The following is a 24,253-nucleotide window of genomic DNA, read 5'->3' on the forward strand; positions in this document are numbered from 1 at the left end:
ATGAACGCGCCGACCGGCCGCCTGGCCGAATCTCTGACGCTGCCGCAGCCTTACCTGCTCTTCCTGGGCGACACTGCGGAGGCGAGCTTCGGCAAGACGGCGCTGGGGCTTGCCGACTGGGCGCGCGACCGCTGCGTTGGCGAGTTGTCGCTGCCCGGTTGCAACTTCACCACCGGCTTGCCGCGGCTGTCGCTTGACGAAGCGCGGGCGGCGGGTGCCCGCTCGCTGGTGATCGGCGTTGCCAACCAGGGCGGGGTAATTGGCGAGAGCTGGTTACCGACGCTGGTGATGGCCATGGAGGCCGGACTCGACATCGTCAGCGGGCTGCATGCCCGGCTGGCGAGCGTCCCGGCGCTGGCCGAGGCGGCGCGGCGCACCGGCCGACGACTGATCGACGTGCGCGTGCCGCCATCCGATATCCCTGTCGCGACGGGGCGCAAGCGCAGCGGCAAGCGGCTGTTGACGGTTGGGACCGATTGCGCGCTGGGCAAGAAATACACCGCGCTGGCGCTGCACCGTGCCTTCCTGGCACGGAACATCGATGCGGACTTTCGGGCGACCGGACAGACCGGCATCATGATCGCGGGCGGCGGCATGCCGATGGACGCGGTCGTTTCGGACTTCGAGGCTGGCGCGGCGGAAATTCTCAGTCCCGATGCGCCCGACGATCACTGGGACCTGATCGAAGGGCAGGGGTCGCTGTTCAATCCGGCCTATGCTGCGGTGTCGCTCGGCTTGTTGCACGGCAGCCAGCCCGATGTGTTCGTAGTCTGCCACGACCCCTCGCGCGAAATGGTTCTCGGCTTCGACGGTTATGCGATGCCCAGCATCGAGGAGGTGATCGACCTCACCATCCGGCTGGGCGGCCGTACCAATGCCGCGATCCGCTGCGTCGGCGTCAGCCTCAATACGTCGGCCTATAGCGAAGCGGCGGCGGCGGCGCTCATCGCCGCGGAGCAGGCGCGGCTGGGTCTGCCGGTCGCCGATCCGATCCGCGGGGGCCCAGCGTTCGAGGCGTTGGTGGAAAGCTGCCTTTCGTGAAGGAAGCGGTCGCGAGCGGCGGGTCGAGCTGGTTCCAGCGCTTCCTGCTGCCCGGATTCGCCCTCAAGGCAGTGATTATCGGCGGCGGCTATGCCACGGGCCGCGAGCTTGCAGAGTATTTCGTACCGGCAGGCCCCTGGGGCGGTCTTGCGGGCATGTTGCTCGCCACCGCCATCTGGAGCCTGGTGGCCGCCGTCACCTTCGCGCTGGCGCGGGCCTTGAACGCCTATGACTATCGCGCCTTCTTCAAGGGGCTGCTCGGCCCGGCATGGATCGCGTTCGAGATCGCCTATCTGATCTTCGTCATCCTGATCCTGGCGGTTTTCGGCGCTGCCGCCGGCGCGATCGGCGCTGCGACCTTCGGTTGGCCCGACGCCGTGGGATCGATCCTGCTGGCGCTCGGCATCGTCGCCACCGTCGCGCTGGGCACCGGCGCGGTGGAGCAGGTGTTCAAATATGTCTCGTTCCTGTTGTATGGCGTCTACGCGCTGTTCCTGGTCCTCGCGCTGGCGAGCTTTGGCGGGCAGATCGGTCAGGGCTTTGCCAATGCCCCGCCGCCATCGGGCAACTGGATGGCCGGCGGCTTCACCTATGCCAGCTACAACATCGTCGGCGCGGTGGTGATCCTGCCGGTGCTGCGCCATTTGACCAGCCAGCGCGACGCAGTGGTGGCGGGCATCATCGCCGGGCCGCTGTCCATGCTGCCCGCGATCCTCTTCTTCGTCGCGATGATGGCGTTCTATCCACAGATCGGGGCGGAGGCGCTGCCATCCGACTTCCTGCTGCGACAGATGAACCTGCCGGCCTTCCACTTCCTTTTCCAGATCATGATCTTCGGCGCCCTGCTCGAAAGCGGGGCGGGCGCGGTGCATGCCGTGAACGAGCGCATTTCCGGCGCGGTCGAAGCGCGCGGGCGCCCGCCGCTTGGCACCGGCGTGCGCGCCGCGATCGGCGCACTCATCCTGACCGGATGCATGTTCGTCGCTGCGCGTATCGGTCTCATCGACCTGATCGCCAGCGGCTATCGCTTCCTCGCCTGGATGTTCCTGGCGGTCTACCTCCTGCCGCTGCTGACGCTTGGGCTGTGGCGTCTTGCGCGGCGACGCGCTTCCCCTGTGATGGAACCTGCATGATGAAATGGTTGCGCCTGCTCGCCCTGTCCGTCTCGCTGGCGGCCGCCGGACCTGCGCTCGCCGACCCGCCGGGGGATCTCGATGCAAGGGTCGAGGCGCTGCGCAAGCAGGTCGGCGCCACCGGCGTATCGATCGCGATCGTCGAGAACGGCAGGACCACGCTGACGCGCGGCTGGGGCGTGCGCAAGCTGGGCGATGCGGCGAAGGTCGATGGCGCCACGATCTTCCAGACCGGATCGGTCGGCAAGGCGATGACGGCGGCGGCGCTCGCCGTTCTGGTCGACGACGGCAAGATCGCCTGGGACGACCCGGTCATCAGGCACATACCGTGGTTCCGCATGTACGATCCGTGGGTGACGCGAGAGATCACGGTACGCGACCTGCTGATCCATCGCAGCGGCCTCGGCCTGGGGCAAGGCGACCTCATGTTCGTGCCGCGAACGAACCTGACGCGCAGAGAGACGGTCGAGCGCGTCGCATTTCTAAAGCCGAAGACGAGCTTTCGCTCGGCCTATGCCTATGACAACATCCTCTACGCCGTTGCCGGGCAGCTGATCGAGGAAGTGACCGGGAAGACGTGGGAAGTGTTCATGCGTGAGCGCATTCTGCGGCCCGGCGGCATGAAGCATGCGACCAGCGACAGCGAGGATCGCTTCCGTGTGGTCAACCGCTCCTATCCGCATGCGCGGGTTTCCGGCCCGTTGCGCGGGCTGGGGCCGCAGGAGCTGCTGAACGAGCGTGACGAACTGGGCCGCAACGGCGCACCGGCGGGCGGGCTGGCGATGAGCGCCGAGGACATGGCCGCCTGGCTCAAGATCCAGCTGGCGCATGGCGCCTTGCCCGGCGGCGGCCGGCTGTTCAGCGAAGCGCAGGCGCTCGAGATGTGGAAGCCGGTGGTCACGATGCCCATCACCCCGCTGCCCGCCACGCTCGCGCCGGCGATGCCCAATTACCAGGCCTACGCGCTAGGCTGGCAGGTGCAGGACTATCGCGGGCACCGCATCATCGCGCACAGCGGCGGTGTGTTCGGATCGATCACGCGCACGGTGATTGTGCCCGACCGCGATGTCGCCTTCACGATCATGATGAACTCCGAGGACAGCGGCATGCTGCTTGGCCTCTATTACATGCTGCTCGACCACTATCTGGGCGCAAACGATCGCGACTGGATCAAGAATTGGCAGGATTGGTACGCGGAGCGGCTGGAGGGCGGGCGCAGCTATCTGGCTCAGGTGAAGGCGTCGACGCCGGTCAAGGTCGGCCCGTCGCTCGACCTCGCGCGCTATGCCGGCCGCTATCGCGATCCGTGGTATGGCGACGTCGTCGTGCGCTCGACCCCGGCTGGGCTGACGATCGACTTCACATCGACCCCGCGCATGGTCGGCCGGCTCAAACATTGGCAATATGACAGCTTCCTGATGGAATTCGACGAGAAGGGCATTGAGCCGGCCTATGTCACCTTTGCCCTGGATGCCGACGGCAGCATCACAGGCGTGCGGCTGAAGGCAGCCAATCCGATCGCCGACTTCAGCTGGGACTATCACGACCTCGACCTCAAACCCGTGGAGGAAGCCAAGTGAGGAAGCGTGTCGCCACCCTGAGCCTTTTTGCGCTGGCCGCTTGCACCGCGACGAGCCAGGGCGGCGCTCCCTCCGCCGCCGATCCGGTGGCGCAGCACGCGCGCCTCCTGACGCTCGACACGCATCTCGACACGCCGATCCACTTCGATCGCGAAGGTTGGCGGTTCGACGCGACGCACAGCTTCGCGGCCGATCTGTCGCAAGTTGATGGCGGGCGGATGAAGGCCGGCATGCTGGATGGCGGTTTCTTCGTCGTCTACACCGAACAGGGGCCGCTGACGGAAAAGGGCTATGCCGACGCCCTCGCCTTTGCGCGCAAACGGTCCGACGCGATCGACCGCACGGTCGCCGCCTATCCGGCGCTGATCGCTCCGGCGCTGACCGCCGCCGACGCCACCCGGCTGAACCGCGCTGGCAAGCTGGCCGCATTCAAGTCGATCGAGAACAGCTATCCGTTGGGCGAGGACGTGTCCCTGCTCGGCGAATTCTACCGCAAGGGCGTTCGGATGGCCGGTCCCGTCCATTCGGGCGACAATCAATTTGCCGACTCCGCCACAGGGAAGGGCAAGTGGGGCGGCCTTTCGCCGCTTGGCAAACGCTGGGTCGCCGAGATGAACCGGCTAGGGATGGTGATCGATGCCAGCCATTCGTCCGACGCCACGTTCGATCAGCTTCTTGAACTTTCGCGCTATCCCATCATCCTGTCGCATTCGAGCCTGCGCTCGGCCAACGATCATCCGCGCAACCTGGATCAAGTGCGGCTGCGCAAGCTCGCCGCCAAGGGCGGCGCGATGTGCATTTCCACCATCTTCCTCTCCGACATGAACATGACCAAGGAACGCGCCGAGCTGTTCGGGGCGTATGAGCGGATCGCGACGCTGCCGCCGGCGCAGCAGGCCGATCTGGCGCGACGATGGCAGGCGCTCGATCGGCGTGAGCAGATGTGGAACGCGAACTTCGAGACGGTGATGGCGCAGATCCTGCGCGCGATCGAAGTGGCCGGGATCGACCATGTCTGCTTCGCCGGCGACTGGGACGGTGGCGGCGGGGTGGTGGGGATGCAGGACATCACTGCGCTGCCCAAAGTGACCGCGCGGCTGAAGGCGGCAGGTTATAGCGACGCCGATATCGAGAAATTCTGGAGCGGAAATGTGCTGCGCATCCTGGCGGCGCAGAAGGGCTGAGTCTGGAGGAACTATGCGCCATCTGATCGCGCTCGCCGCACTTTGCTGTGCCATCGGCTGGCCGGGCGGCGGCAAGGCGCAGGATGCGCAGCCCAGCGACATACCGCCCGGCTATGTTCCAGCCGACGAACGCGATTTCGTCGTGCGCGAAGTGGCGATCCCCATGCGCGATGGGGTGAAGCTGCATACCAACATCGTCATCCCCAAGGGGCTCGTGCGCGCGCCGATCGTCTTTGCGCGCACGCCCTATTCAGCGGACAGGGCGATCAGCGCCGCCGCCTCGAACCGCTATTCCGTGGCATTGCCGGCGGCTTATGCAGAGCTGGCGGCGGCGGGCTATATCATCGCGGTTCAGGACGTTCGCGGCCGCCATCGCTCCGAGGGCGACTATGTGGTTACCCGGCCGCTGGTCGGCCCGCTCAACCCGACCAAGGTCGATCATGCGACCGACAGCTGGGACAGTATCGAGTGGATGGTCCGCAACGTGCCCGAGGCCAATGGGCGGGTCGGCACGATGGGCGTGAGCTATGGCGGGTTCACCACCCTGATGAGCCTGGTCGATCCGCATCCCGCGCTACGCGCCGCGGTACCGATCAATCCCTATGTCGATGGCTGGGTCGGCGACGACTGGTTCCACAACGGTGCCTATCGCCAGAGCTTCATCGACTGGCTGCACTGGATGACGACGGACAAGTCGTCGCGCTATCTGCTGCAGTTCGATCGCGAGGACGTCTATGAAAGCTGGCTGAAGGCAGGATCGGTCAGCGGCATGGCGCGCCGGTTGGGCATCGACTCGCTGCCCATGTTCCGGCGGCTGGTCGCGCATCCCGCCTATGATGCGTTCTGGCAGTCCCAGGCGGTCGATCGCATCCTGGCGGCGCGGCCCTTGAAGGTGCCGGTGCTGCATGTCCACAGCCTGTGGGATCAGGAGGATATCTATGGCGCGCCGGCGGCCTATGCGGCGATCGAGCCGAAGGACCCCGGCAACGACGCCAACTCGCTGGTCATCGGCCCGTGGCGGCACGGCCAGAGCAGCGCAGCCGACGGATCGCGGCTCGGCCCGATCGACTTCGACGGTAACAGCTCGGCCTGGTATCGACGCAACGTCCTGATCCCCTTTTTCGACCAGTATCTCAAGGATGGCGGCCCTCCTGCCGGCATCGCTCCAGTCACCGCGTTCGAGACGGGGGCGAACGTCTGGCACCGCTATGATCGCTGGCCGATGTCTTGCGCGAGCGGGTGTCCCTTCGCCGCGCGGGCAATTTACCTCGGCGCCGATGGCAGCCTCGGCTGGACCGCGCCGAAACAGGGCGGCTTTGCCGAATATGTGTCCGATCCCGCGCGCCCCGTCACCTACCGCCAGCGACCGATCCTCTCGACGTTCAATCCTCGGTCGACCTGGGGCGACTGGCTGGTCGACGATCAGCGCTTTGCCGAGACGCGGCCCGATGTCGTCACCTTCGTCAGCGAGGTGCTGACGCAGGATGTGCGGCTGGCCGGCCAGCCGATCGCGAAGTTCTTCGCATCGACCAGCGGCACCGACAGCGACTGGGTGGTCAAGCTGATCGACGTCTACCCCAATGAACATGCCGCCCGGCCTGAACTCAGCGGCTATGAACTGCCGATCGCGATGGATATCCTGCGTGGCCGGTATCGCGACGACCCTGCGCGGCCGACGCCGATCCCGGCCGGCAAGGTCGTGGGCTATACGCTCAAGCTCCCACAGGTCAGCCACCGCTTCGGCAAGGGGCACCGCATCATGGTGCAGATCCAGTCGAGCTGGTTTCCGCTTTACGATCGCAACCCGCAGAAGTTCGTGGCCAACATCTTCACGGCGCAGCCCGACGATTATGTCCGCGCAACACAGCGCATCCACTTCTCGCCGCGCCACCCCAGCCGGATCGAGCTGCCGGTCATCGCCGGGCCCTGACGGAGGGGCATCGGGCCGTCATGGCCCGATGCGTCATCGCTCAATAGTTGACGCTCCACCCGATGAAGCCTGCCATCCATGCCGCCCACAGAAAGCCGATCAGGGCGAGCGCGACGATCAGGCTGGCGATGCGGGCGAACCAGCCCTCGCCGGAGCGGAACGCCATCAGGCTGTTCCAGGCCCCGAGCACGGCGCCGGCCAGCGGGATGAGCGCCCCGATCTGAAGCACGCGGATAAAGCCATCCAGACTGTCGTTGTAGAAGCCGACATCGGCCCGCAGGATCGGGGCGAGCAGCATGCACCAGCCGGCGAAATAGGCAAGGTTCGCGATCACCGCGATCCGCGTCGCGCGGCGGACCCGAGCCGCCTGTCCGGTCACTCCTGGCGCCCGTTGCCGCACGCGGCGGACAATCGCCGTGATCGGCCATGCAATCCCGGTGACGATCAGGACGGACAGCGAAAGGCCGGCGACGAGCTGGAAGACGCTGCCGTTGCGGCTCAGCGGTGCCGCTTGCAGGATCTGCACGGGGTTGTTGCTGTCGATGATCGCGCGGCGCCCCTCGACCTCGGTCGCGAGAAGCTGCCGCGCGCCGCCGACTTCGCGCCACAACTTGGGTGCGATTTCGCGAAAGGTCTTGTCGCTTATCGACGACACGGCGATCGTGCCGTCCGGATTGGCGGTCACCTGATCCTGCTGCAGCAGGTAGAACAGGCTGATGAACCCGGTCTCGACCCGGCGTGAGCTTTCATAGCGTCCTGCGATCGCCTTGGCGTCGGCCGCCGCGCTGGGTATCGCCGGCGGCGTTCGCGATGCCGCCACTGGATAATAGCGATCGAGGAACAGCTCGAGCAGCCGCTCACGCGCCGGATAGACGGCGTCGTCCTCGCCCCGGCTGTTGAAGCTGACGAAAATGCCGACACCTTCCTGTGGCAGAAGGTTCAGATCGCTGTGGAACACCACCGTGTCACCGCCATGGCTCAGCAGCACCCGGCCGTTGCGACGGCCATGGAAGAAGCCATGCGCAAGCGTGTCAAAGCCGTCGCGCACCATCAGCGATGGCGAATGCATCAGGCGAACGGTTTCCGGGCGAAGGATCGCCGCGTTGCCAAAGCTTCCGTCGGCAAGATGCGCGATCATGAAGTTGGCCATGTCACCGGCGGTCGTGGAAACCTGGCCTGCAGGACCGGTTCCCACCAGCTCGAACGGACTGGGCGCGTCTTCCGTCGTGCGATAGCCCTTGGCTGCGGTCCTCGCGAATGGCGGCGGCAGCGGCTGGGCCAGCGTCGTGTGGCGCATCTGCAGCGGCGTCAGGATGTGACGCTGCACATATGTTTCGAAGGGCTCGCCCGACACACGCTGCACGATATAGCCGGCGAGCGTCGTTCCGTAGTTGGAGTAGGACGGCACCTCGCCGGGCGGGAACATGAACGGGCGGCGGTTTTCCTTGAGATAGCGCTCCATGGTCTTCAGCTTTTTGGGATCGGTGGCGAGGACGTCTTTCAGCCCCTCTTCAAAGCCTCCGCGATGCGTCATGAGGTCCGCCATCGTGACCGGCCGGTTGCCGGGTGGCGTGATCCTGAAGTCCAGGTAACGATTGACGTCGGCGTTCAAGTCGATCTTCCCGGCTTCGACCAGCTGCATCACCGCTGTCCAGGTGAAGAGCTTGGACGTCGAGCCGATCCGCATCTGGCTGCGCGTTGGGTCCATCGGCCGCTTTGCAGCCAGATCGGCATAGCCATAGCCCCGTTGGAACAAGGTCCGGCCATCCTTGACGACCACCACCTGTCCGCCGGCAATCCTCCCCTTTGACAGGGTGTCCCGCATGAACGGGTCCATCCAGTTGCCAAGGTCTGACACCGTCAGCGGCGCGGCAGAGGCGCGCGATGGACCGGAAGCGGCGGTGCGCGGCCCGGATGGGTCTGGTTGAGAGGGCGCGGCGTGCTGCGAAGCTGCAGCGGCGACCGCAACCATGCCCGCAACCAGAGCAACGACGAGTTTCATGCCGACCAAGCCAATTCTCCCTGTTCGGGCCTCACGCCGGACGATTCCTCGTTGCGATGGACCGGGAAATAAGAGAATATTTATTCTCCTTTTGACGATGCGTCAAGATTGGCTATGCAGCGTGGCCCAATTGGCCGAACCTCTCTCATGCCAAAACGAACCCCCGATCACATGAAGTACCAGCGCGAACGCATCCTGCGCGCGACGTTGAGCTGCATTGGTGACATTGGCCTCGAGCAGACCTCGATCGAGTCGATCCGCAAGGCAGCCGGCCTCAGCACCGGGGCGATCTACAAGCATTTCAGCGGCAAGGATGAGATCGTGACCGCTGCGCTTCACTTCGCCGCAATGAACGAAGCCGACGTGCCGCATGCCTGGCCATTGCTGCGGGACGACATGGCGACGGTTGGCGACGAGCGCGGGTTCGAGATGACGTCGCTCGCCCGGACCAACCTTCAGCTGTTGGCAAGCGGTCTGCGGCCCGGGCCGCTGCGCGACCTGCTGCAGTCACAAATGGGAAAGACGCTGGCGGTTCTCGCCGATCGCCTTGCCGCGATGGAGCGGGCGGGCGAGATCAAGCTGTTGATGAGTCCGGCACGGTCGGCAAGATGCATCGCGGCGCTCGCGGAAGGTCTCACCTGGCTGGGGCTGGCAGCAGGTCAGGATCCGGCGACGATATCCGACGACATTGCGCAAGGATTGGAGTGTCTGGTTCAGTCGATCTCCCTGACCACCGCCGCGAAGCCGTCGCGGTGAAGGGCGTCGATCAACTGATCGCGATGCGCCATACCCTGCAACTGAACGATGAGGCTCAGCGACGCACCCTTCGCGTTCAGCGCCAGGGATAGTCGGTCATGTGCCACTTCAAGGATGTTCGCGCCTTGCTCGCCCATGATCGTCGTGAGCTTCGCCAGGGCCCCCGGCTGGTCCCGGATGGGAACTTCAAGGCGGACCAGCTGCCCCTCGCGGACCAGCTCGCGCATGATCACGCTCGCGAATACGCGCCCATCGATGTTGCCACCGGTTAGCGGGATCGCAACACGCCTGCCTTCGAATACGTCGCGGTGTTCCAGGACGGCGGCTAGCGCTGCCGCGCCGGCGCCTTCAACGACAGTCTTCTCGACGGATTGGAGAAGCGCCACGGCGCGCTCGATCGAGGCCTCGTCCACTTCCAGCAGCCGATCGACCTTTTCCCGCACGATCCTGCGCGTCAGCAGACCGGCCTGCTTCACTGCGATGCCCTCCGCGATCGTGACGGGTGCCTCCGTCAGGGCCGGCAGATCGGCGACCGCACGGATCATCGAAGGGTAGGCGCTCGCCTGGACACCGATGATCTCGACGGTCGGGGCCAGTGACTTGATCGCTATGGCGACGCCGGAGATGAGGCCGCCGCCGCCAATGGGCACCACGATCGCATCCAGATCTTCGCATTGTTCGAGCAGCTCGAGACCCATCGTTCCCTGGCCGGCGATCACGTCCGGATCGTCATAGGGGTGGACCATCGCAAGGCCTTCGGCCTCGGCCTCGCGCCTCGCAATGGCCATGGCGTCCTCGAGCGTCGCGCCATCGACGATGACGCGTGCGCCGTGCTCGCGTGTCCGAACGATCTTGGTCATGGGCGTGCCTGCAGGCATCACGATCGTCGCCGGGATGCCGAGGCGGGCCGCGTGATAGGCCAGCCCCTGGGCGTGGTTCCCAGCGGACACGGCGCATACGCCCGAAGGTGCGCCTTGCTCTGACAGGCGCAGCAGCTTGTTGAGCGCGCCCCGTTCCTTGAAACTGGCGGTGAACTGATGGTTCTCGAACTTCAGCACGATCGAGCAGCCGGCGATCCTGGAAAGCGTCAGGCTCGGCAGGCTGGGTGTTCGCACGATGCTCCCGCGCAGGCGCTGCGCGGCGGCAAGGATGTCGCCGATGGTCGGCAAGGCCTGACTGACGATGATCGGTCTCCCGCTGGTTGCTATCGCGGTCGTGGCCGCGCGCCCGGTCGGGGCTTTGGACATCCACGCAGCACGCTTGACGGGCGAAGCGCCGGAATCCGCATCCGTGCGAGGAGCCAAGTTTATTGTTGCGGTTGTCCGCCGCTCGGGCGTCTCTAGGCTGCAACCACCAGCGGGCTACTCGATACGGCATGAGCGAAGGACCGTCTCCGATCGTCAACAGCGGGAGCCAGCGCTCGGTCGAAGCGCTGTCGCTGCGCTACGGAGCGGTGCTGCAGCGCTATTTTACACGGCGGGGCATCCCGGCCTCCGACGCACAGGACCTGGTGCAGGAGGTTTTCGCCCGCTTGCTGAACAAGGACGATCTCGACGATGTCGCCAATGCCGACGGCTATCTGTTCGCCGCAGCGGCCAACATGGCTCGTGACTATTTTCGCCACCGCAATGTTCGGATGGCCAATCCAGCCGCCGGCTTCGCGAGCGAGGTCCAGCGCACCGAGGATTTCGATCCCGAACGACTTGTCGCCGGGCGGCAGGAGCTCGACATGCTTCTGGCGGCGCTGAACGAAATGCCCGAACGGATGCGGAATATCTTTATCCTGGCGCGGCTGGAAAACCTTCCCCGCAACGAGATCGCGGAGCGGCTGGGGGTGTCAAAACGCACGGTCGAGGCACAGATCACGCTTGCGACCGCCTGCCTCGCCGAGCGTCGGAGGCGGATCACGTGAGCATGTCGGACCACAGCCCGGTGGCAACCCCCTGGCAGGCCAGCCCGGTGTGCGAGGCTGCCGCCGCCTGGGCCTTGCAGCAGGAGCGGGGCGATCTGAGTGATGCTGAACGGCGCCGCTTTACAGCTTGGCTGGCCGAGGATGAAGCGCATGCAGCGGCATATGACGACGCAGTCTGGGCGCTGAGCGTCACCGCGCGTCATGCCGGAGCGCCCGAGCTGCTGGCGCTTCGGGAAAGCGCATTGGCGGCGCGTGGCAGTCGCAAGCGCATGTGGGGCTGGACCGCGGCTGTGGGCGCAGTGGCGGCCGGACTCGTCGCGGTGCTCACATTCACCACGACGCCGCAAGTCGAGGTCGCGCCTCCCTCGAGCCAGTCAACGCTGGCCGATGCGAATGCTGGCCTCTCGGATCGCGCCTATCGGACCGCCGTGGGTGAGCGGTCCGTCATCAGCCTGCCTGATGGATCGGTGGCGACGCTCGATACCGACAGCCAGTTGCGCGTCGGCTATTCGGACCGGGAACGCGCCGTCTACCTGCTGAAGGGGCAGGCACTCTTCCAGGTGGCGCACGGCAAGCCGCAGCCCTTCCGTGTCTACGCGCGCGGGCAGCGGATTACGGCGGTCGGCACCGTGTTCAATGTCAGGCTGGAGGGCGATCGGGTGCGGGTCGCGATGGTCGAGGGCGTCGTCAAGGTGAGCGCACGCGCGCTGCCGGGCACCCTCCCGGGCGCGCCTGCAAGGGAAGTAACGCTGACCGCCGGCGAGGAGACGGTGGCCGCGCCGGCGGCACCGATGGTCGTCAGACCCGTTGCGGTGCGTGAAGTCGCGGCATGGCGCGGCGGCCAGCTGATCTTCAACGACGTGCCGCTTGCCGACGCGATTGCAGAGGTCAATCGTTATACGGTGAGGCCGATTGCCTTGGCCGACGCGGCGGTGGGCAGATATCGCGTCAGCGGGGTCTTCACGTCCACCGATCCCGAGGCATTTGCGCGCGCCATGACAGAGGTTTTGCCGGTCGAGATGACCCGGGCCGAGCGCGGCGAACTGGCGCTGCGGGAGCGCGACTGACAGCCGGGGATGTTTTTTTGCGGTTCTGCGACGCCCGCCCGTCTTGAGAACGAACGAAAGCAACTGAGGGGGCGGCGCGCATGGGGAGCAAGGGTCGGCACTGGATGAAGGCGGCGCTCATGACGGCGGCCGCAATGGGCGTGGCGGTCGCGGTTCAGGCGAACGCGCAGAGCGCGCCGCGCGGCTATGACATAGCGGCGCAGGACCTTGGCACGGCGCTCACGCAACTCGCGCGCCAGAGTAATCGCCAGCTCCATTTCTCGGCCGATCTGACCCGGGGAAAACGCGCGCGGCGCATTTCGGGGCGGATGAGCTTCGAGCAGGCCCTCGATCGACTTCTGCAGGGCACGGGCCTGGTGCATCGGCAGACTGCCAGCGGCGCCACCGTGATCCAGCGCGGCGAGACAGCGACCGCCCAGGAGTCGGCGTCGGACGAGGTTGCCACGGGACGCTCCGAAATCCTCGTCATCGGCAGCCGTTCGCTCAACGCCGACATCCGCCGTAGCGAGGATGCCGACCAACCCTATGTGATCTTCGGCAAGGACGAGATCCGCGCGTCGCAAGCCACTTCCGTCGAGGATTTTCTACGTACCCGGCTGCCGCAGAATGCGGGTTTCGCCGGCACCGGTTCGCAAAGCGGGGTGGGGGTGGGTCAGCCCTATTCCACCTTCAACCTGCGCGGGCTCGGGACCAACCAGACGCTCATCCTCGTCAACGGACGGCGCATTGCCGATCGCTCCGTGGGCAATGGCGGTCCTGCTCAGCCGGATCTCAACGGTATTCCGGTTGGCGCTATCGAGCGGATCGAGGTCCTTCCCTCGTCCGCCGGCGGTATCTATGGCGGCAACGCCGTCGGTGGGGTGATCAACATCATCCTGCGGAGCGACTATCGCGGCATCGATTTAACGCTCACCCACAATTCGACCTTCGACTTTCATGCGCCGATGACGCGCCTCGACGTCGCGGGAGGCTTCGCGCTCGAAGGCGGCCGGACGTCCGTCAGCTTTAACGGGGCGATCAGCGATTCCGGAACGCTGCTCCTGAGCCAGCGGCGCGGTCTCGTTCAACGCGGCGTCGACCTCGGCTTCGCCAACCAGTCGCCCTATGTCGGCAACGGCGCGCCCCCGATCGGGAATGGCGTCAACATCCGAAGCTCGACCGGGGCCAACCTCGTGCTGGACAATGGCGTCGCCCTGGGATCGAACGTCACCAACGTGCCGCTGGGCTATGCCGGCTATGCGGCGGATGGCGGTGCGGCGCTGCTCGCCGGCGCCGGACGCTTCAACCTCGACATGCCGGAAGACCTGAACGCGGCACGTCGCGGCCTGCTCACGGCCTCTGAGATGCAGTCGTTCAACGTCAGCGTGAAGCGCAAGTTCAGTAGTTGGCTCGACATCTTCGCCGACTATTCGCATTTCGTGAACAAGGGCCACAGCTTCGGCGTCACGCAGCTCCCGGCGACGGCGACGCTCGCTGCCAATGCGCCGACCAACCCGTTCCAGCAGGCGGTGACAGTCACCTTCCCGACGCCGAACTATGCCTTTCCGTACGAGTTCGAGGGCGTGAGCCGGCGATTGAGCGCGGGCGCCATCGTCCGTTTGTCGAGCCGCTGGGCCGTGAATCTCGAGTTTAACCGCAGCTGGAGCTCGTCACGGTCCGAGGGCTATCTTTTCGTCACCGATGCATTTGCGGGGAGTTGCGGGCTGAATGCCTCGACCGCCGCGACCTGCGCGGGAAGACCCGTACTCAACCCCTTTCAGGCGCCGGTCGATTTCGGATCCTATCTGTTCAACGAGCCGACGGCGATTACCGGGCCGTACAAGGCGCGGTTCGACAACCCGGTCATTCGCGCGTCAGGTCCGCTGTTCGGCCTGCCGGGTGGTTCGGCGACGTTGACCGCCGCGTTGCAACGCGAAGCACGATCGATCGAGGGATCGCGCGACGAGAGCTTCAACCAGCAGACCCGCGAGCGCAGCTACACCTTCTTTTCGCCCCGGTTTCAGCGGACCAACTCCGCCTATGCCGAGGTGACGTTGCCATTGGTGTCCGCTGCCAATGGCGTGCCCTTCATTCGAGAATTTGAGCTTCGGGGTGCCGTACGGCACGACGCTTATCTGACCCGGTCCGCGCCGCTCAGCGCCTACCAACTGGTAACTCCCGATCCCAACGCGCCGTTTCCAGGCTATACGCCGCTGGAAGCGAGCATCGACAGCACCAACTATACCCTGGCTGGCCGTTATTCGCCGATCGACGGCGTGGTGCTGCGGGCAAGTTATGCGACCGGCTTTCTCCCACCCAGCGTGGTGCAGTTGGCCAGCACGACGCTCTCCAGCGTCCAGTTCACGCCCGATCCGTTCCGTGGCAACCGCGCTGAGGGCTATGCGATCACGCTGATCACTGGACAGGGGAATACGGCGCTCGAGCCGGAGCGATCGAAAAGTCTATCGCTCGGCGTGATCCTTACCCCGTTCAAGGGACTGCGTTTCTCGGCCGACTATACGCGCATCAAGAAGGACAGCGAGATCGGTTCGATCCCGCCCGCTTACCTGCTTGCCAACCCGCAGCTGTTCCCGGGCCGCGTGGTACGCGAGGCGGCTCCACTCCCGGGCGATCCTGCGGGGTTCCTCGGTCGCATCATCTCCATCGACCAGACGCCGCTCAACTTCTTCCGCGCGATCTACCAGTCGGTCGATTTCCAGCTCGACTACAACATCGAGAGTGAGAAGGCCGGCAAGCTGCGGCTTTACGCGATTGGCACCTGGCACCCCGACAGCATCCGCCAGACGACCGCGCAGGGCACTTCGCTCAACTACGCCGGCAACCGCGATGGTCCACTCAGGTGGCAAGGCAATGGCGGTTTCGACTGGCAGATCGGCAACTTCAACGTCCAGTGGAACACGCAGGTCTACGGCAGCTACAACGTCTACAACACCGCTGACCCCAGCACGACCGCGGGGGCGGCCGCGATCGCCAGTGCCATCGCGCTGCAAGGTGCTCGCAAGATTCCGGTACAGTCGTACAGCGATGTGTTCGTCGCTTATGATTTTCGCGACGGCACGGGCTTGCTGAACGGCGTGAAGCTTTCCGCAGGCATCCAGAACCTGTTCGACAAGACGCCCCCGGTGCTTGCGATCACGACATATCGCGGCACGGGGTACAGCAGCTATGGCGACCCGCGGTTGCGCCGCTTCACAGTCAGCCTGCGCAAGTCGTTCGGCACAAGGTAACTGGCACGACACTGCGCCGCGTGCGGCGGCGTTCGATGGTGCCGATCCCGTTTCCGCGTATCAGGAGAGAGTATCATGAAGCCTCGTTCAGCGCTGCCGCTGGCGGCGATCCTCGGCGCGTGGGTGCTTGGCCCGGCCCTGGCGCAATCGCGAGCCACCAAGCCCGTCGCGGCTGCGGTGAAGCGGTCGACCGCAGCGCCGGCGGCGATGAAGCCGATCCCGATCGCGTTCGAAAAGTTCGTCCTGCCCAACGGCCTGACGGTGATCGTGCATGAGGATCGCAGGACGCCGATCGTGGCGGTGGGTTTGTGGTATCACGTGGGCAGCGCGAACGAGACGCCGGGTCGGACCGGGTTCGCGCATTTGTTCGAGCACCTGATGTTCAACGGCTCGCAGCATGCCAACACCGACTGGTTCGAGCAGATGAACGAGGTCGGTGCGAGCGACATGAACGGCACGACCGATTTCGACATGACGAAGTACTTTCAGGTCGTGCCCACCGTGGCGCTCGATCGCGTGCTGTGGCTGGAATCCGACCGCATGGGCAATCTGCTGCCCGTGGTCGATCAAGCCCGGCTCGATGAGCAGCGCAAGGTCGTTCAGAACGAGAAGCGCCAGCGTGAAAACCAGCCGCTCGCCAAGCTGGGTGAGGTGGTCATGCGGGGCAGCTATCCCGTCGGCCACCCCTATAGCTGGGAGCCGATCGGATCGATGGAGGATCTGAACGCGGCCACGCTCGACGACGTGCGCGCCTTCTTCAATCGATGGTATAGACCCAACAACGCCGTGCTCGTCCTGTCGGGCGACATCACGTCTGCACAGGCGCGCGAAAAGGCCGAACGCTATTTCGGCGCCATCCCGGCAGGCCCGCCGCTCGACCGCATTACGCAATGGACTGCCAAGCGCACCGGGCAGACGCGGGTACAGATGGACGTTCAGACGGCCAATCCGATGTTGTTCAAGTTCTGGAACGTGCCGGGCACCACCGACCCGCAGATGCCGGCACTCAGAGTTGCCGCGGAAACGCTGGGCGAGGGGCAGGACAGCTATCTGCACAAGCGGCTCGTCGTGGAACGCCGCCTCGCCAGCGAAGTGCGCGCTGCGGTCAGCACGATGGCGCTCGGCTCGATCCTTCAGGTAAACGCAACGGCGCGCCCGGGTGTCAACCTGAAGACGCTGGAAAGCGCCTTGGACGAGGAGATCGCCGCTTATCTGCGCGTCGGTCCCACGGTCGACGAGGTCGAGCGCTACAAGCGCAGGCGCTACGCGGGAACGATCCGGGCGCAGAGCGGCGTGTTGCGGCTTGCCTCACGGCTGGCGGAAGGCGAGATCCTGGCGGGCGATCCGGGCGAGGATGCACGGCGTCAGCAGCGAACCCTCGACGTCACGCCAGGCCAGGCGCGCGACGCGGCGGCCAAGTGGATGAGCGATGGCGCCCTGATCGTGGAGGCGAGGGCGCTGCCAGCCTTCAAGGTGTCCGCAGAAGCGATCGATCGCACGACGATGCCGCCGGTGGGCAAGATGGCGGACTTCGATCTGCCGCCCTTGCAGTACGCGACGCTGTCGAATGGCGTCAGGATCGCGCTTGCCGAGCGTCACGATGTCCCGACCGTCGCGATGACCATGTATTTCGACGGCGGCGCACTGCCAGACCGGGACCCCGCCTCGGTCGGCCTGTCGGAGGCCTTCTCCCTCGCGACCACGGGCACGCGAACGCGCTCGCGTGAGGACATCTCGAACGCGCTCGAGCGCGACGGGGCGAGCATCTACTGGACCGTGGCGCAGGAGGATACGCGCTACAACATGGATGCGCTCAAGATGAACCTGGATGCGACGCTCGACCTCTATGCCGACATGCTCCTAAACCCCTCCTTCCCGGAGGCGGAGTGGACGCGCAGTCGCGAGCGCTTCATCCGTGGTTATGAGGAAGCGGCTCTGACGCCCACCGGCAAGTTCGCGCGTCTCGCTCCGCGCTATGTCGTCGGTCCCGCGCATCCCTACGCCGCGCGATCGACGCCGGAGACGATCGGCAAGCTCACCACCGCAGACCTCAGGCGCTTTTATGAACGCTGGGTCCGTCCCGATAATGCGACGCTGCTGATCGTTGGCGACACGACCCTCGCCGAAATTGTCCCCAAGCTCGAGCAGCGGCTGGCGACGTGGCGCGCGCCAGCGACGCCGCGCCGGGTCAAGGCGGCGCTTCCGCCCGCGACCAAGCCGCAGGGCACGCGGGTGATCCTCGTCGATCAGCCGGGCGCGAAGTCCAGCATCGTCAAGGTGCTGCAGACGGGCGGCCCACGATCGGACCCCGATTTCGAGGTCTTCAGGGTCGTGAACACGATCCTTGGCGGGCATTTCCTCTCGCGCCTCAACATGAACCTGCGCGAGCGCAGGGGCTGGTCATACGGCGCGGGATCCAACATCGAATCCGCGCCGATCATCGGGCTGATCGACGCGGGTGGCCAGGTGCAGGCCGACAAGACGGCGGAGGCGATGCGAGAGATCGACCGGGAGGTGCGCGACATCGCCGGTGCCCGCCCGCCGAGCGACGCTGAAGTCGTTGCCGCGAAGAACGCGCTGCTGTTGGGAATGCCGGCATCGCTCGAAGGGCCGGGCGGGGTGAAAGGCTTCTACGCAGGCACCTTCGAATATGGGCTGCCGCCGGATTACTGGCGCGGCTATGTCTGTCGTGTCCAGGCGTTGACGCCCGATCAGGTCCGTGCGGCCGCCCGGCGACTGTATCGACCGGACGAGATGACCTGGATCGTGGTCGGAGACCTCGCGACGATCGAGGCCGATGTCAGGCGGCTGGGCCTTGGCAAAGTTCAGGTCGTCGATGCGTCCGGAAAGCGCATTCGATGACCTCCGCTCAGTCCAGCATCGCCTGCAACGCGGGCGAGATCCATTCGCCGCCGGCGCGGTCGAGCATGCGGGCGGCGAGTCTCTCCTGCTCGGCCAGCGCCATCCCGGCTTGCGGGCCCAGCACGGTCAGCGCGCTTGCCCAACCATCGGCCTGCATGCAGCTTTGATGCAGCACGCTGACGGAAGCGACGCCATTGGCGATCGGCCGTCCAGTACGCGGGTCGATGGTGTGGCTGCCGAAATCGGCGGTGCGCCGATAGTCGCCGCTGGTCGCGATGGTGAGGTTGTGCAGCGCGACGCGCAGCGGCGTCACGACCAAGTGATCCGGCGTTTCGACATCGACCCACCATGGCTGGCCATCGGGCTGGATGCCAACACCGACCAGCTCGCCCCCGATCTCGATCAGGAAATCGCGGCACCCCAGTTCGCGCAGGCGCGCGGCCACGGCATCCACCGCATAGCCCTTGGCGATGCCGGACAGGTCGAGATGTGCGGCGCGCGTCCGCCGCAGCCGGAGCAGCAGCGGATCGAACTCGAAGGCGTCGCTGCCGGACGCGGCTCGCGCCGTGGCGACGGCATCCGCATCGGGCTGGCGCGCGACCGGGCCGGGCGGGCCAAAGCCCCACAGGTCGACCAGCGCGCCCATCGCGGGATCGAACGAGCCACCGCTCTTTGCCGCGATGTCGATCGCGGCCGTCATCACCTCGCCGAAAGCCGGCGCGATACGATGCCACCCGCCCGGTGCGGCGCGATTGATCCGGCTCAGCTGCGAGCCGGCATCCCAGTGGCTCATCTGCGCGATCACCTCGGCCAGCACGACACCGATGGCCGCTTCTGCGCTCGCGGGTGGATCGACGATCGTCGCCGACCAGCTCGTGCCCATCGTCTCGCCGCGCAACGTGCGCACAAACGCATTCGCCCGCCGCCGGTTGAAGGCAGCGGGCGAGAGGGTCGTCGGAATGGCGACGCGCGCGCCGGTCAGGGCGCCATCACCTCCACCGTCGTCACATAGCTGGCGCGACGGCCACCCGGCGCGGAACGCTGGGCCGGGCCTTGACCTTCCTCACCGGCCGGGCGCGGCGTGGTGACGTTGATCCAGGTCATGCCCGGATCGCTCCACTTGATGGTCACCTTGCCATCGGCACCGGTCTTGAGGTCCTGCTGCTTCAACTGGTCGCGATAGCGGATGCCGCCCGGGATCACGGTCACCGCCAGGCCCGTCGCCGGCTTGCCGTCGAGAAGGAACTGGAAGGTCGCATCCTCGCCCATGACCAGATCGTTGGGGTGCGTGACCGGCACCAGCTCGATGCCCTTTCCGGTCGGCTTGAACACGGTGGTGGTCGGCTCGCCCGCGGTCACGAACACCTCGTTGCGATTACTCGTCTCGCTCGTCTTGATGTCCGTCGCGCCGGCCGGGATCGCCTGCGCCAGCGTGGCGGTGGTGGTGCCGCGCGGCAGGCGCTTTTCCTCGCCGTTCAGCTTGTAGCTGCCCGTCACGCCATCGGTGGTGTAAAAGATCTTGTAGGTGCCGCGCTGGCCGATCTGCAGGTCGAACGTCTGGCGATAGCGGCCGATCGCCTTGTTCTTGACCTCGCCCGGGTTGCCATCGGGCAGCAGCACGCTGACATCGGCGCGCATCGGCTGATGCTCGAAATAGAACAGGTCGTTCGACACGGCGGCATCGAACGTGACCCAGACATCGGCGCCTTCGCCCGAAACGACGGTCATCGACGGCAGCATCCACTGGCGGTGCGCCTGGACGCTGGCCGGAATGGCGATGGCGACCGCTGCTGCGGCGATCAGTGCGTGACGAAGCTTCATGTGCGTGTTCCCCTGTTGCGTTCAGCGCTTGATCGTCAGCGTGACGGTGCCGAGTTCGCTCGATCCGGCGGCTCGGGCCGTGCCGCCCTTGGGCAGCGAAAAGGGCAGGCGGACCACTTCCCGACCGCCGACCTCGCGCGATGCCTCGACCACCAGCGTGTAGTTGCCCGGCGAAAGCTTGGGGCGGAAGCTGACCTTGTGCGTGCCGGGCGCCTTCGTCGCGCCGCTGACGCCTGCCGCCGGAAACTTCATCGTGCGGCCCGATGCGCGCCACCACTGCCGCACGTCGCGCAGCCATTTGGTGCCTTCGTTGGCCTTCATGTCGTCATCGTACCAGACCGCCAGCGTCTGTGGCGTGGCACCCTGTTTCTCCAGCCAGATCGCGACATAGGGACGGTGATATTCGGCGACGGTCAGACGCGGGATGGTGATGCTGACGTCCAGCGTCTGGGCTTGCGCCATGCCCGGCGCGAACAGGCCCGCGCCGATTGCGCCTGCGGTCAGTCCGGTGATGCGAAGCTGCATGGGCGGTTTCCTCAATGGATGAAAAAGATCGCCAGGATGGCGGGGATGACGAGCCCGGCGGCGACGAGTGGCCAGGTGCTCGGGCGATTGCGTGCATGCATCTGAAGCAGCACCAATCCAGTGATCGAAAAGACCAGGCAAGCGAGCACGAAGATGTCGATGAACCACTTCCACACCGGGCCGGCATTGCGCCCCTTGTGCAAGTCGTTCAGCCACGCGATCCAGCCGCGATCGCTGCTTTCGGTCGTGACCTCGCCGCTTTCGCGATCGATCGCGACCCAGCCGTCGCCGCCGGGGCGCGGCAGCGCGAGGTAGATCTCGCTGGCCGACCATTCCGCGACCCCGCCCGCGCGCGCGACGGGCAGGTTTGCCTCGACCCAGCTGGCGACCGGGGCGGGCAGGGGCTTCTTGGCGTCGGGCGCATCGTCGGGTTTGATGGATGCGACCAGCGGCGCGGGAAGCTGCGCCTTGCGTTCGATCGTCTGCGGCGAACCCTCGATTTCGGCGGCGTGGTTGAGCGTGAACCCGGTGATCGCGAACAGCAGCAGCCCGACCAGACTGACCGCCGAACTGATCCAATGCCAGGTATGCAATTGCTTCAGCCAAAAGGCCTTGCGGTTTTTCCTGCGAGGTGCCGATTTGACGGTTGCGTGCATGAAGGGAGGAGTTCCAACTGAATCGCCGCGGCATACCGCGAACGATTCGCAATTGCAACGCGCCATGGTCCGCCGAGTGATGCTCGGGCAACAGTGGTAAGCGCGGGCAGGCGGGTTCACGCCTCTATCGACGGCCGGATCCAAACCAGTCAAACACGGCATTCAAAACATTCACACTCGTGAGAGTGAACGTTGACAGCCGTGTGCGAATCGGTGATGTTGCTGGCAGGTCGACAAGCGATCGACACGATGGAGGAGAGGAAGATGAGGGGTAGGCTGCTCGCATCCGCATGTGCGGTAACGTTGTTCACGGTTCCGGCCTTCGCCCAGGATGGCGGCGAAACGCGCGCCGAAGCGCGCCAGCCGGGCGACGAGATCGTCGTGACCGCCACCCGCCGCGAAGAGCGGATCCAGGACGTGCCGCTCAGCATCTCCGCCTTCCAACAGGAGGAGCTGACCGAAAAGGGCATTGTCGGATTCGAAGGCATCGCGCGTGAGACGCCGGGCGTCGTGCTCAATCGCCCGACCCAGAATTTCAACAATTTCACTGCGCGCGGCATCGCCACCAACGGCTATAACGCCAACCTGCAAAGCTCGGTCGCGGTTTACATCGACGAACTGCCGGTCTCTACGATCGGCAATACGACGGTCGTCGACCCCAATCTGTTCGATGTCGAGCGTGTCGAGTTCCTGCGCGGGCCGCAGGGCACCTTGTTCGGCTCGGGGTCGCTTTCCGGCGCGATGCGCATCCTGACCAAGGCGCCCGATCTCAACCATTTCGACATGGCCGGGCTCGCCGATCTCGGCCTTACCGGTTCCGACAGCTTCCGCCAGCGCTACAATCTGATGCTCAACATCCCGGTCGTGAACGACAGGATCGCGGTGCGCGCGGTAGGCTTCTATCGGCATGAGGAGGGGTATCTCGACAACCTCGGCACCGGCGTCCACAATTCGAACACGCTGGTGAACTGGGGCGGGCGCATCGCCACGCTGTTCAAGCCGACCGATCGGCTCTCGATCAAGCTGCTCGCCAGCTATGAGGACAGCGATCCCAAGGACAGCTCGCTGACCAGTCCCGCGCTCGGCCGCGAACGCCGCTTCTCGGACCAGCCCGACCGCTTCACCGGCAAGCAGACGATCTTCAACGCGACGCTCGATTACGAGTTCGATTTTGCGCGGCTGACAAGCTCGACGACATTCTCCGACTTCGACCAGCGCTTCTATGTCGATCTTGGCGGCACGTTCGGCAACACGATCGCCTTCGGGCTCGATGCCGACGCCTATGACAAGGTGTGGGTGCAGGAAACGCGCCTTGTTTCGTCCTTCGATGGACCGCTGCAATTCACGCTGGGCGGCTTCTACCTGCACCGCCGTCGCGACGTGGATTACTTCTACCGCGCGTCGCCCGAATTCCTGGCGCAGCGCAACTATACTGGCTTGCCCGATCAATATTACCAGAAGCTCTATACCTATCAGATCAACGAGGAACTCGCCGGTTTCGGCGAGGTCAGCTATCGCTTCTCCAATCGGTTCTGGCTGACGGGCGGGATGCGCTACGGCCGCATCTCGGCTCAGGGCTTTACCGAGGCGGGCGGCTATCTCGCGCTTGCGACCACGCCTGGCTTTACGGGCCTCAACTATCTCGTGACGGCGCTCAGCGGCCTCCCCAACGTGAACTTCCGCATCGACAATCCCTATGCGGCGGTCACGGGCGTGAAGGCGAAGGGGACGAAGCCGTCATGGAAATTGAGCGCCACCTTCAAGCCAAGCGATGAACTGACCACCTATGCCACCTTCTCCACCGGCTTCCGCGCGCCGATCGTCAACGCGCGCGCCGGTGCGCCTAGCCTCACCAATCCCAACGACATCATCATCCCCTATGGTGCCGACTCCGACGATCTCAAAAGCTATGAGATCGGGGCCAAGGCGCGGTTCCTGAACGGCCTCGTGACGATCAATGCCGCTGCCTATCTGATCGACTGGAGCAACATCCAGGCGCAGGCCAATCGCCTGTCCGATCAGGTGCAGTTCGCCACCAATATCGGCGCGGCGCGCAGCAAGGGGTTCGAGCTGGAGATGGGCGTGATCCCGGCCAAGGACGTGTTCCTCGGCCTCAACGTCGCCTATAACGATGCCAAAATCACCGAATTGTCGGCGGCGGAGGCGGCGATTTCGGGCGCGGTGCTGGGCCATCGGCTCTCCGCGCCGCGGCTCCAGGGGGCGGTCTTCGCATCCTATGGCTTCGATCTCGGCGCCGATACGCGCGCGACCTTGGCCGTCAATGCGCAATATGTCGGCGGGTTCAACAGCTCGTTCCCGAACACGCCCGGTAATCCCAATCTGCGCCTGGCGACCTTCGGCGAGACCGACGAATATGTGAACACCAACATCTCGCTGGGGTTCAAGCGGCGCGATTTCGGTGCGCAATTCTACGTCGAGAACCTGTTCGACGATCACTCGGTCGTCTACATCCATCCCGAAGCGTTCTTCACCAGCCGGTTCGGCACGCTGCGGCCGCGCACGGTCGGCGTGCGCTTGAGCTACGGGATTTAACGCG

17 protein-coding genes are annotated in these 24,253 nt (G+C 65.5%); 11 read left to right on the top strand and 6 right to left on the bottom strand.

Annotated features, from left to right (window positions below; genetic code table 11):
• Genes BFL28_RS04125 through BFL28_RS04145 form a run of 5 tightly spaced genes read left to right on the top strand, consistent with a single transcriptional unit; the run spans nucleotide 1 to nucleotide 6,868 of the window.
• A complete protein-coding gene (locus BFL28_RS04125; protein ID WP_069319339.1) occupies nucleotides 1–1,041 on the top strand; it encodes an N-acetyltransferase DgcN family protein in 1,041 nt (346 codons plus the stop codon).
• On the top strand, nucleotides 1,038–2,174 hold the full coding sequence (locus BFL28_RS04130) for a YkvI family membrane protein (RefSeq protein ID WP_069319340.1): 1,137 nt from the start codon (nucleotides 1,038–1,040) through the stop codon (nucleotides 2,172–2,174). Before BFL28_RS04125 ends, BFL28_RS04130 begins: the two co-directional genes overlap by 4 nt.
• Nucleotides 2,174–3,754, top strand: coding sequence for a serine hydrolase (locus tag BFL28_RS04135; RefSeq protein WP_069319341.1), 1,581 nt, complete (start codon nucleotides 2,174–2,176; stop codon nucleotides 3,752–3,754). Before BFL28_RS04130 ends, BFL28_RS04135 begins: the two co-directional genes overlap by 1 nt.
• Complete coding sequence (locus tag BFL28_RS04140; RefSeq protein WP_069319342.1) at nucleotides 3,751–4,938, top strand: dipeptidase; 1,188 nt, start codon at nucleotides 3,751–3,753, stop codon at nucleotides 4,936–4,938. The genes BFL28_RS04135 and BFL28_RS04140 overlap by 4 nt, the downstream gene beginning before the upstream one ends.
• A 13-nt stretch (nucleotides 4,939–4,951) precedes the next feature.
• Nucleotides 4,952–6,868: a CocE/NonD family hydrolase gene (locus BFL28_RS04145; RefSeq protein ID WP_079246913.1), complete on the top strand. Its 1,917-nt coding sequence runs from the start codon at nucleotides 4,952–4,954 to the stop codon at nucleotides 6,866–6,868.
• A 40-nt stretch (nucleotides 6,869–6,908) separates the two neighbouring features.
• Here the strand turns inward: BFL28_RS04145 and BFL28_RS04150 are convergent, their stop codons facing one another.
• Nucleotides 6,909–8,870, bottom strand: coding sequence for a serine hydrolase domain-containing protein (locus BFL28_RS04150; RefSeq protein ID WP_069319368.1), 1,962 nt, complete (start codon nucleotides 8,868–8,870; stop codon nucleotides 6,909–6,911).
• A 171-nt stretch (nucleotides 8,871–9,041) separates the two neighbouring features.
• Here BFL28_RS04150 and BFL28_RS04155 point away from each other — a divergent pair, with 171 nt between their 5' ends.
• Nucleotides 9,042–9,626, top strand: coding sequence for a TetR/AcrR family transcriptional regulator (locus BFL28_RS04155; protein ID WP_069319343.1), 585 nt, complete (start codon nucleotides 9,042–9,044; stop codon nucleotides 9,624–9,626).
• Here the strand turns inward: BFL28_RS04155 and BFL28_RS04160 are convergent.
• Nucleotides 9,584–10,873 (bottom strand): threonine ammonia-lyase, encoded by a 1,290-nt coding sequence (locus BFL28_RS04160; RefSeq protein WP_079246916.1) that lies wholly within the window; start codon nucleotides 10,871–10,873, stop codon nucleotides 9,584–9,586. The genes BFL28_RS04155 and BFL28_RS04160 overlap by 43 nt on opposite strands.
• Nucleotides 10,874–11,001: 128 nt before the next feature.
• Here BFL28_RS04160 and BFL28_RS04165 point away from each other — a divergent pair, with 128 nt between their 5' ends.
• From BFL28_RS04165 to BFL28_RS04180, 4 genes are all read left to right on the top strand, one after another.
• Nucleotides 11,002–11,538, top strand: coding sequence for an RNA polymerase sigma factor (locus BFL28_RS04165; protein WP_069319344.1), 537 nt, complete (start codon nucleotides 11,002–11,004; stop codon nucleotides 11,536–11,538).
• Between the two features lie 2 nt (nucleotides 11,539–11,540).
• Nucleotides 11,541–12,605, top strand: coding sequence for a FecR family protein (locus BFL28_RS04170; RefSeq protein WP_069319345.1), 1,065 nt, complete (start codon nucleotides 11,541–11,543; stop codon nucleotides 12,603–12,605).
• Between the two features lie 80 nt (nucleotides 12,606–12,685).
• On the top strand, nucleotides 12,686–15,832 hold the full coding sequence (locus BFL28_RS04175; RefSeq protein WP_079246917.1) for a TonB-dependent receptor: 3,147 nt from the start codon (nucleotides 12,686–12,688) through the stop codon (nucleotides 15,830–15,832).
• Nucleotides 15,833–15,907: 75 nt separating this feature from the next.
• Nucleotides 15,908–18,694, top strand: a complete 2,787-nt coding sequence (locus BFL28_RS04180; RefSeq protein ID WP_069319347.1) for a M16 family metallopeptidase — start codon at nucleotides 15,908–15,910, stop codon at nucleotides 18,692–18,694.
• A 7-nt stretch (nucleotides 18,695–18,701) separates the two neighbouring features.
• On the opposite strand, the gene BFL28_RS04185 is transcribed toward BFL28_RS04180, so the two are convergent.
• The 4 genes from BFL28_RS04185 to BFL28_RS04200 form a co-directional block, all read right to left on the bottom strand.
• Nucleotides 18,702–19,601 (bottom strand): FAD:protein FMN transferase, encoded by a 900-nt coding sequence (locus tag BFL28_RS04185; RefSeq protein ID WP_241527205.1) that lies wholly within the window; start codon nucleotides 19,599–19,601, stop codon nucleotides 18,702–18,704.
• A gap of 71 nt (nucleotides 19,602–19,672) precedes the next feature.
• On the bottom strand, nucleotides 19,673–20,515 hold the full coding sequence (locus BFL28_RS04190) for a DUF4198 domain-containing protein (protein WP_069319349.1): 843 nt from the start codon (nucleotides 20,513–20,515) through the stop codon (nucleotides 19,673–19,675).
• A 21-nt stretch (nucleotides 20,516–20,536) separates the two neighbouring features.
• Complete coding sequence (locus tag BFL28_RS04195; protein WP_069319350.1) at nucleotides 20,537–21,040, bottom strand: DUF2271 domain-containing protein; 504 nt, start codon at nucleotides 21,038–21,040, stop codon at nucleotides 20,537–20,539.
• A gap of 11 nt (nucleotides 21,041–21,051) precedes the next feature.
• Nucleotides 21,052–21,696 (bottom strand): PepSY-associated TM helix domain-containing protein, encoded by a 645-nt coding sequence (locus BFL28_RS04200; RefSeq protein ID WP_069319351.1) that lies wholly within the window; start codon nucleotides 21,694–21,696, stop codon nucleotides 21,052–21,054.
• Nucleotides 21,697–21,960: 264 nt separating this feature from the next.
• Between BFL28_RS04200 and BFL28_RS04205 the strand changes: the two genes are divergently transcribed.
• On the top strand, nucleotides 21,961–24,249 hold the full coding sequence (locus BFL28_RS04205; RefSeq protein ID WP_069319370.1) for a TonB-dependent receptor: 2,289 nt from the start codon (nucleotides 21,961–21,963) through the stop codon (nucleotides 24,247–24,249).
• Nucleotides 24,250–24,253: the final 4 nt, after the last annotated feature.

Origin of the sequence: Sphingomonas turrisvirgatae (assembly GCF_001721295.1) — a bacterium.
Lineage (GTDB): Bacteria > Pseudomonadota > Alphaproteobacteria > Sphingomonadales > Sphingomonadaceae > Sphingomonas > Sphingomonas turrisvirgatae.

Bases quoted from the DNA above. Each gene is read 5' to 3' on its own strand.
- BFL28_RS04175 (WP_079246917.1), top strand. From the start codon at position 12,686: ATGGGGAGCAAGGGTCGGCACTGGATGAAGGCGGCGCTCATGACGGCG.
- BFL28_RS04155 (WP_069319343.1), top strand. From the start codon at position 9,042: ATGAAGTACCAGCGCGAACGCATCCTGCGCGCGACGTTGAGCTGCATT.
- BFL28_RS04190 (WP_069319349.1), bottom strand. From the start codon at position 20,515: ATGAAGCTTCGTCACGCACTGATCGCCGCAGCAGCGGTCGCCATCGCC.
- BFL28_RS04160 (WP_079246916.1), bottom strand. From the start codon at position 10,873: ATGTCCAAAGCCCCGACCGGGCGCGCGGCCACGACCGCGATAGCAACC.
- BFL28_RS04195 (WP_069319350.1), bottom strand. From the start codon at position 21,040: ATGCAGCTTCGCATCACCGGACTGACCGCAGGCGCAATCGGCGCGGGC.
- BFL28_RS04180 (WP_069319347.1), top strand. From the start codon at position 15,908: ATGAAGCCTCGTTCAGCGCTGCCGCTGGCGGCGATCCTCGGCGCGTGG.
- BFL28_RS04200 (WP_069319351.1), bottom strand. From the start codon at position 21,696: ATGCACGCAACCGTCAAATCGGCACCTCGCAGGAAAAACCGCAAGGCC.
- BFL28_RS04135 (WP_069319341.1), top strand. From the start codon at position 2,174: ATGAAATGGTTGCGCCTGCTCGCCCTGTCCGTCTCGCTGGCGGCCGCC.
- BFL28_RS04150 (WP_069319368.1), bottom strand. From the start codon at position 8,870: ATGAAACTCGTCGTTGCTCTGGTTGCGGGCATGGTTGCGGTCGCCGCT.
- BFL28_RS04125 (WP_069319339.1), top strand. From the start codon at position 1: ATGAACGCGCCGACCGGCCGCCTGGCCGAATCTCTGACGCTGCCGCAG.
- BFL28_RS04165 (WP_069319344.1), top strand. From the start codon at position 11,002: ATGAGCGAAGGACCGTCTCCGATCGTCAACAGCGGGAGCCAGCGCTCG.
- BFL28_RS04205 (WP_069319370.1), top strand. From the start codon at position 21,961: ATGAGGGGTAGGCTGCTCGCATCCGCATGTGCGGTAACGTTGTTCACG.
- BFL28_RS04145 (WP_079246913.1), top strand. From the start codon at position 4,952: ATGCGCCATCTGATCGCGCTCGCCGCACTTTGCTGTGCCATCGGCTGG.
- BFL28_RS04170 (WP_069319345.1), top strand. From the start codon at position 11,541: ATGTCGGACCACAGCCCGGTGGCAACCCCCTGGCAGGCCAGCCCGGTG.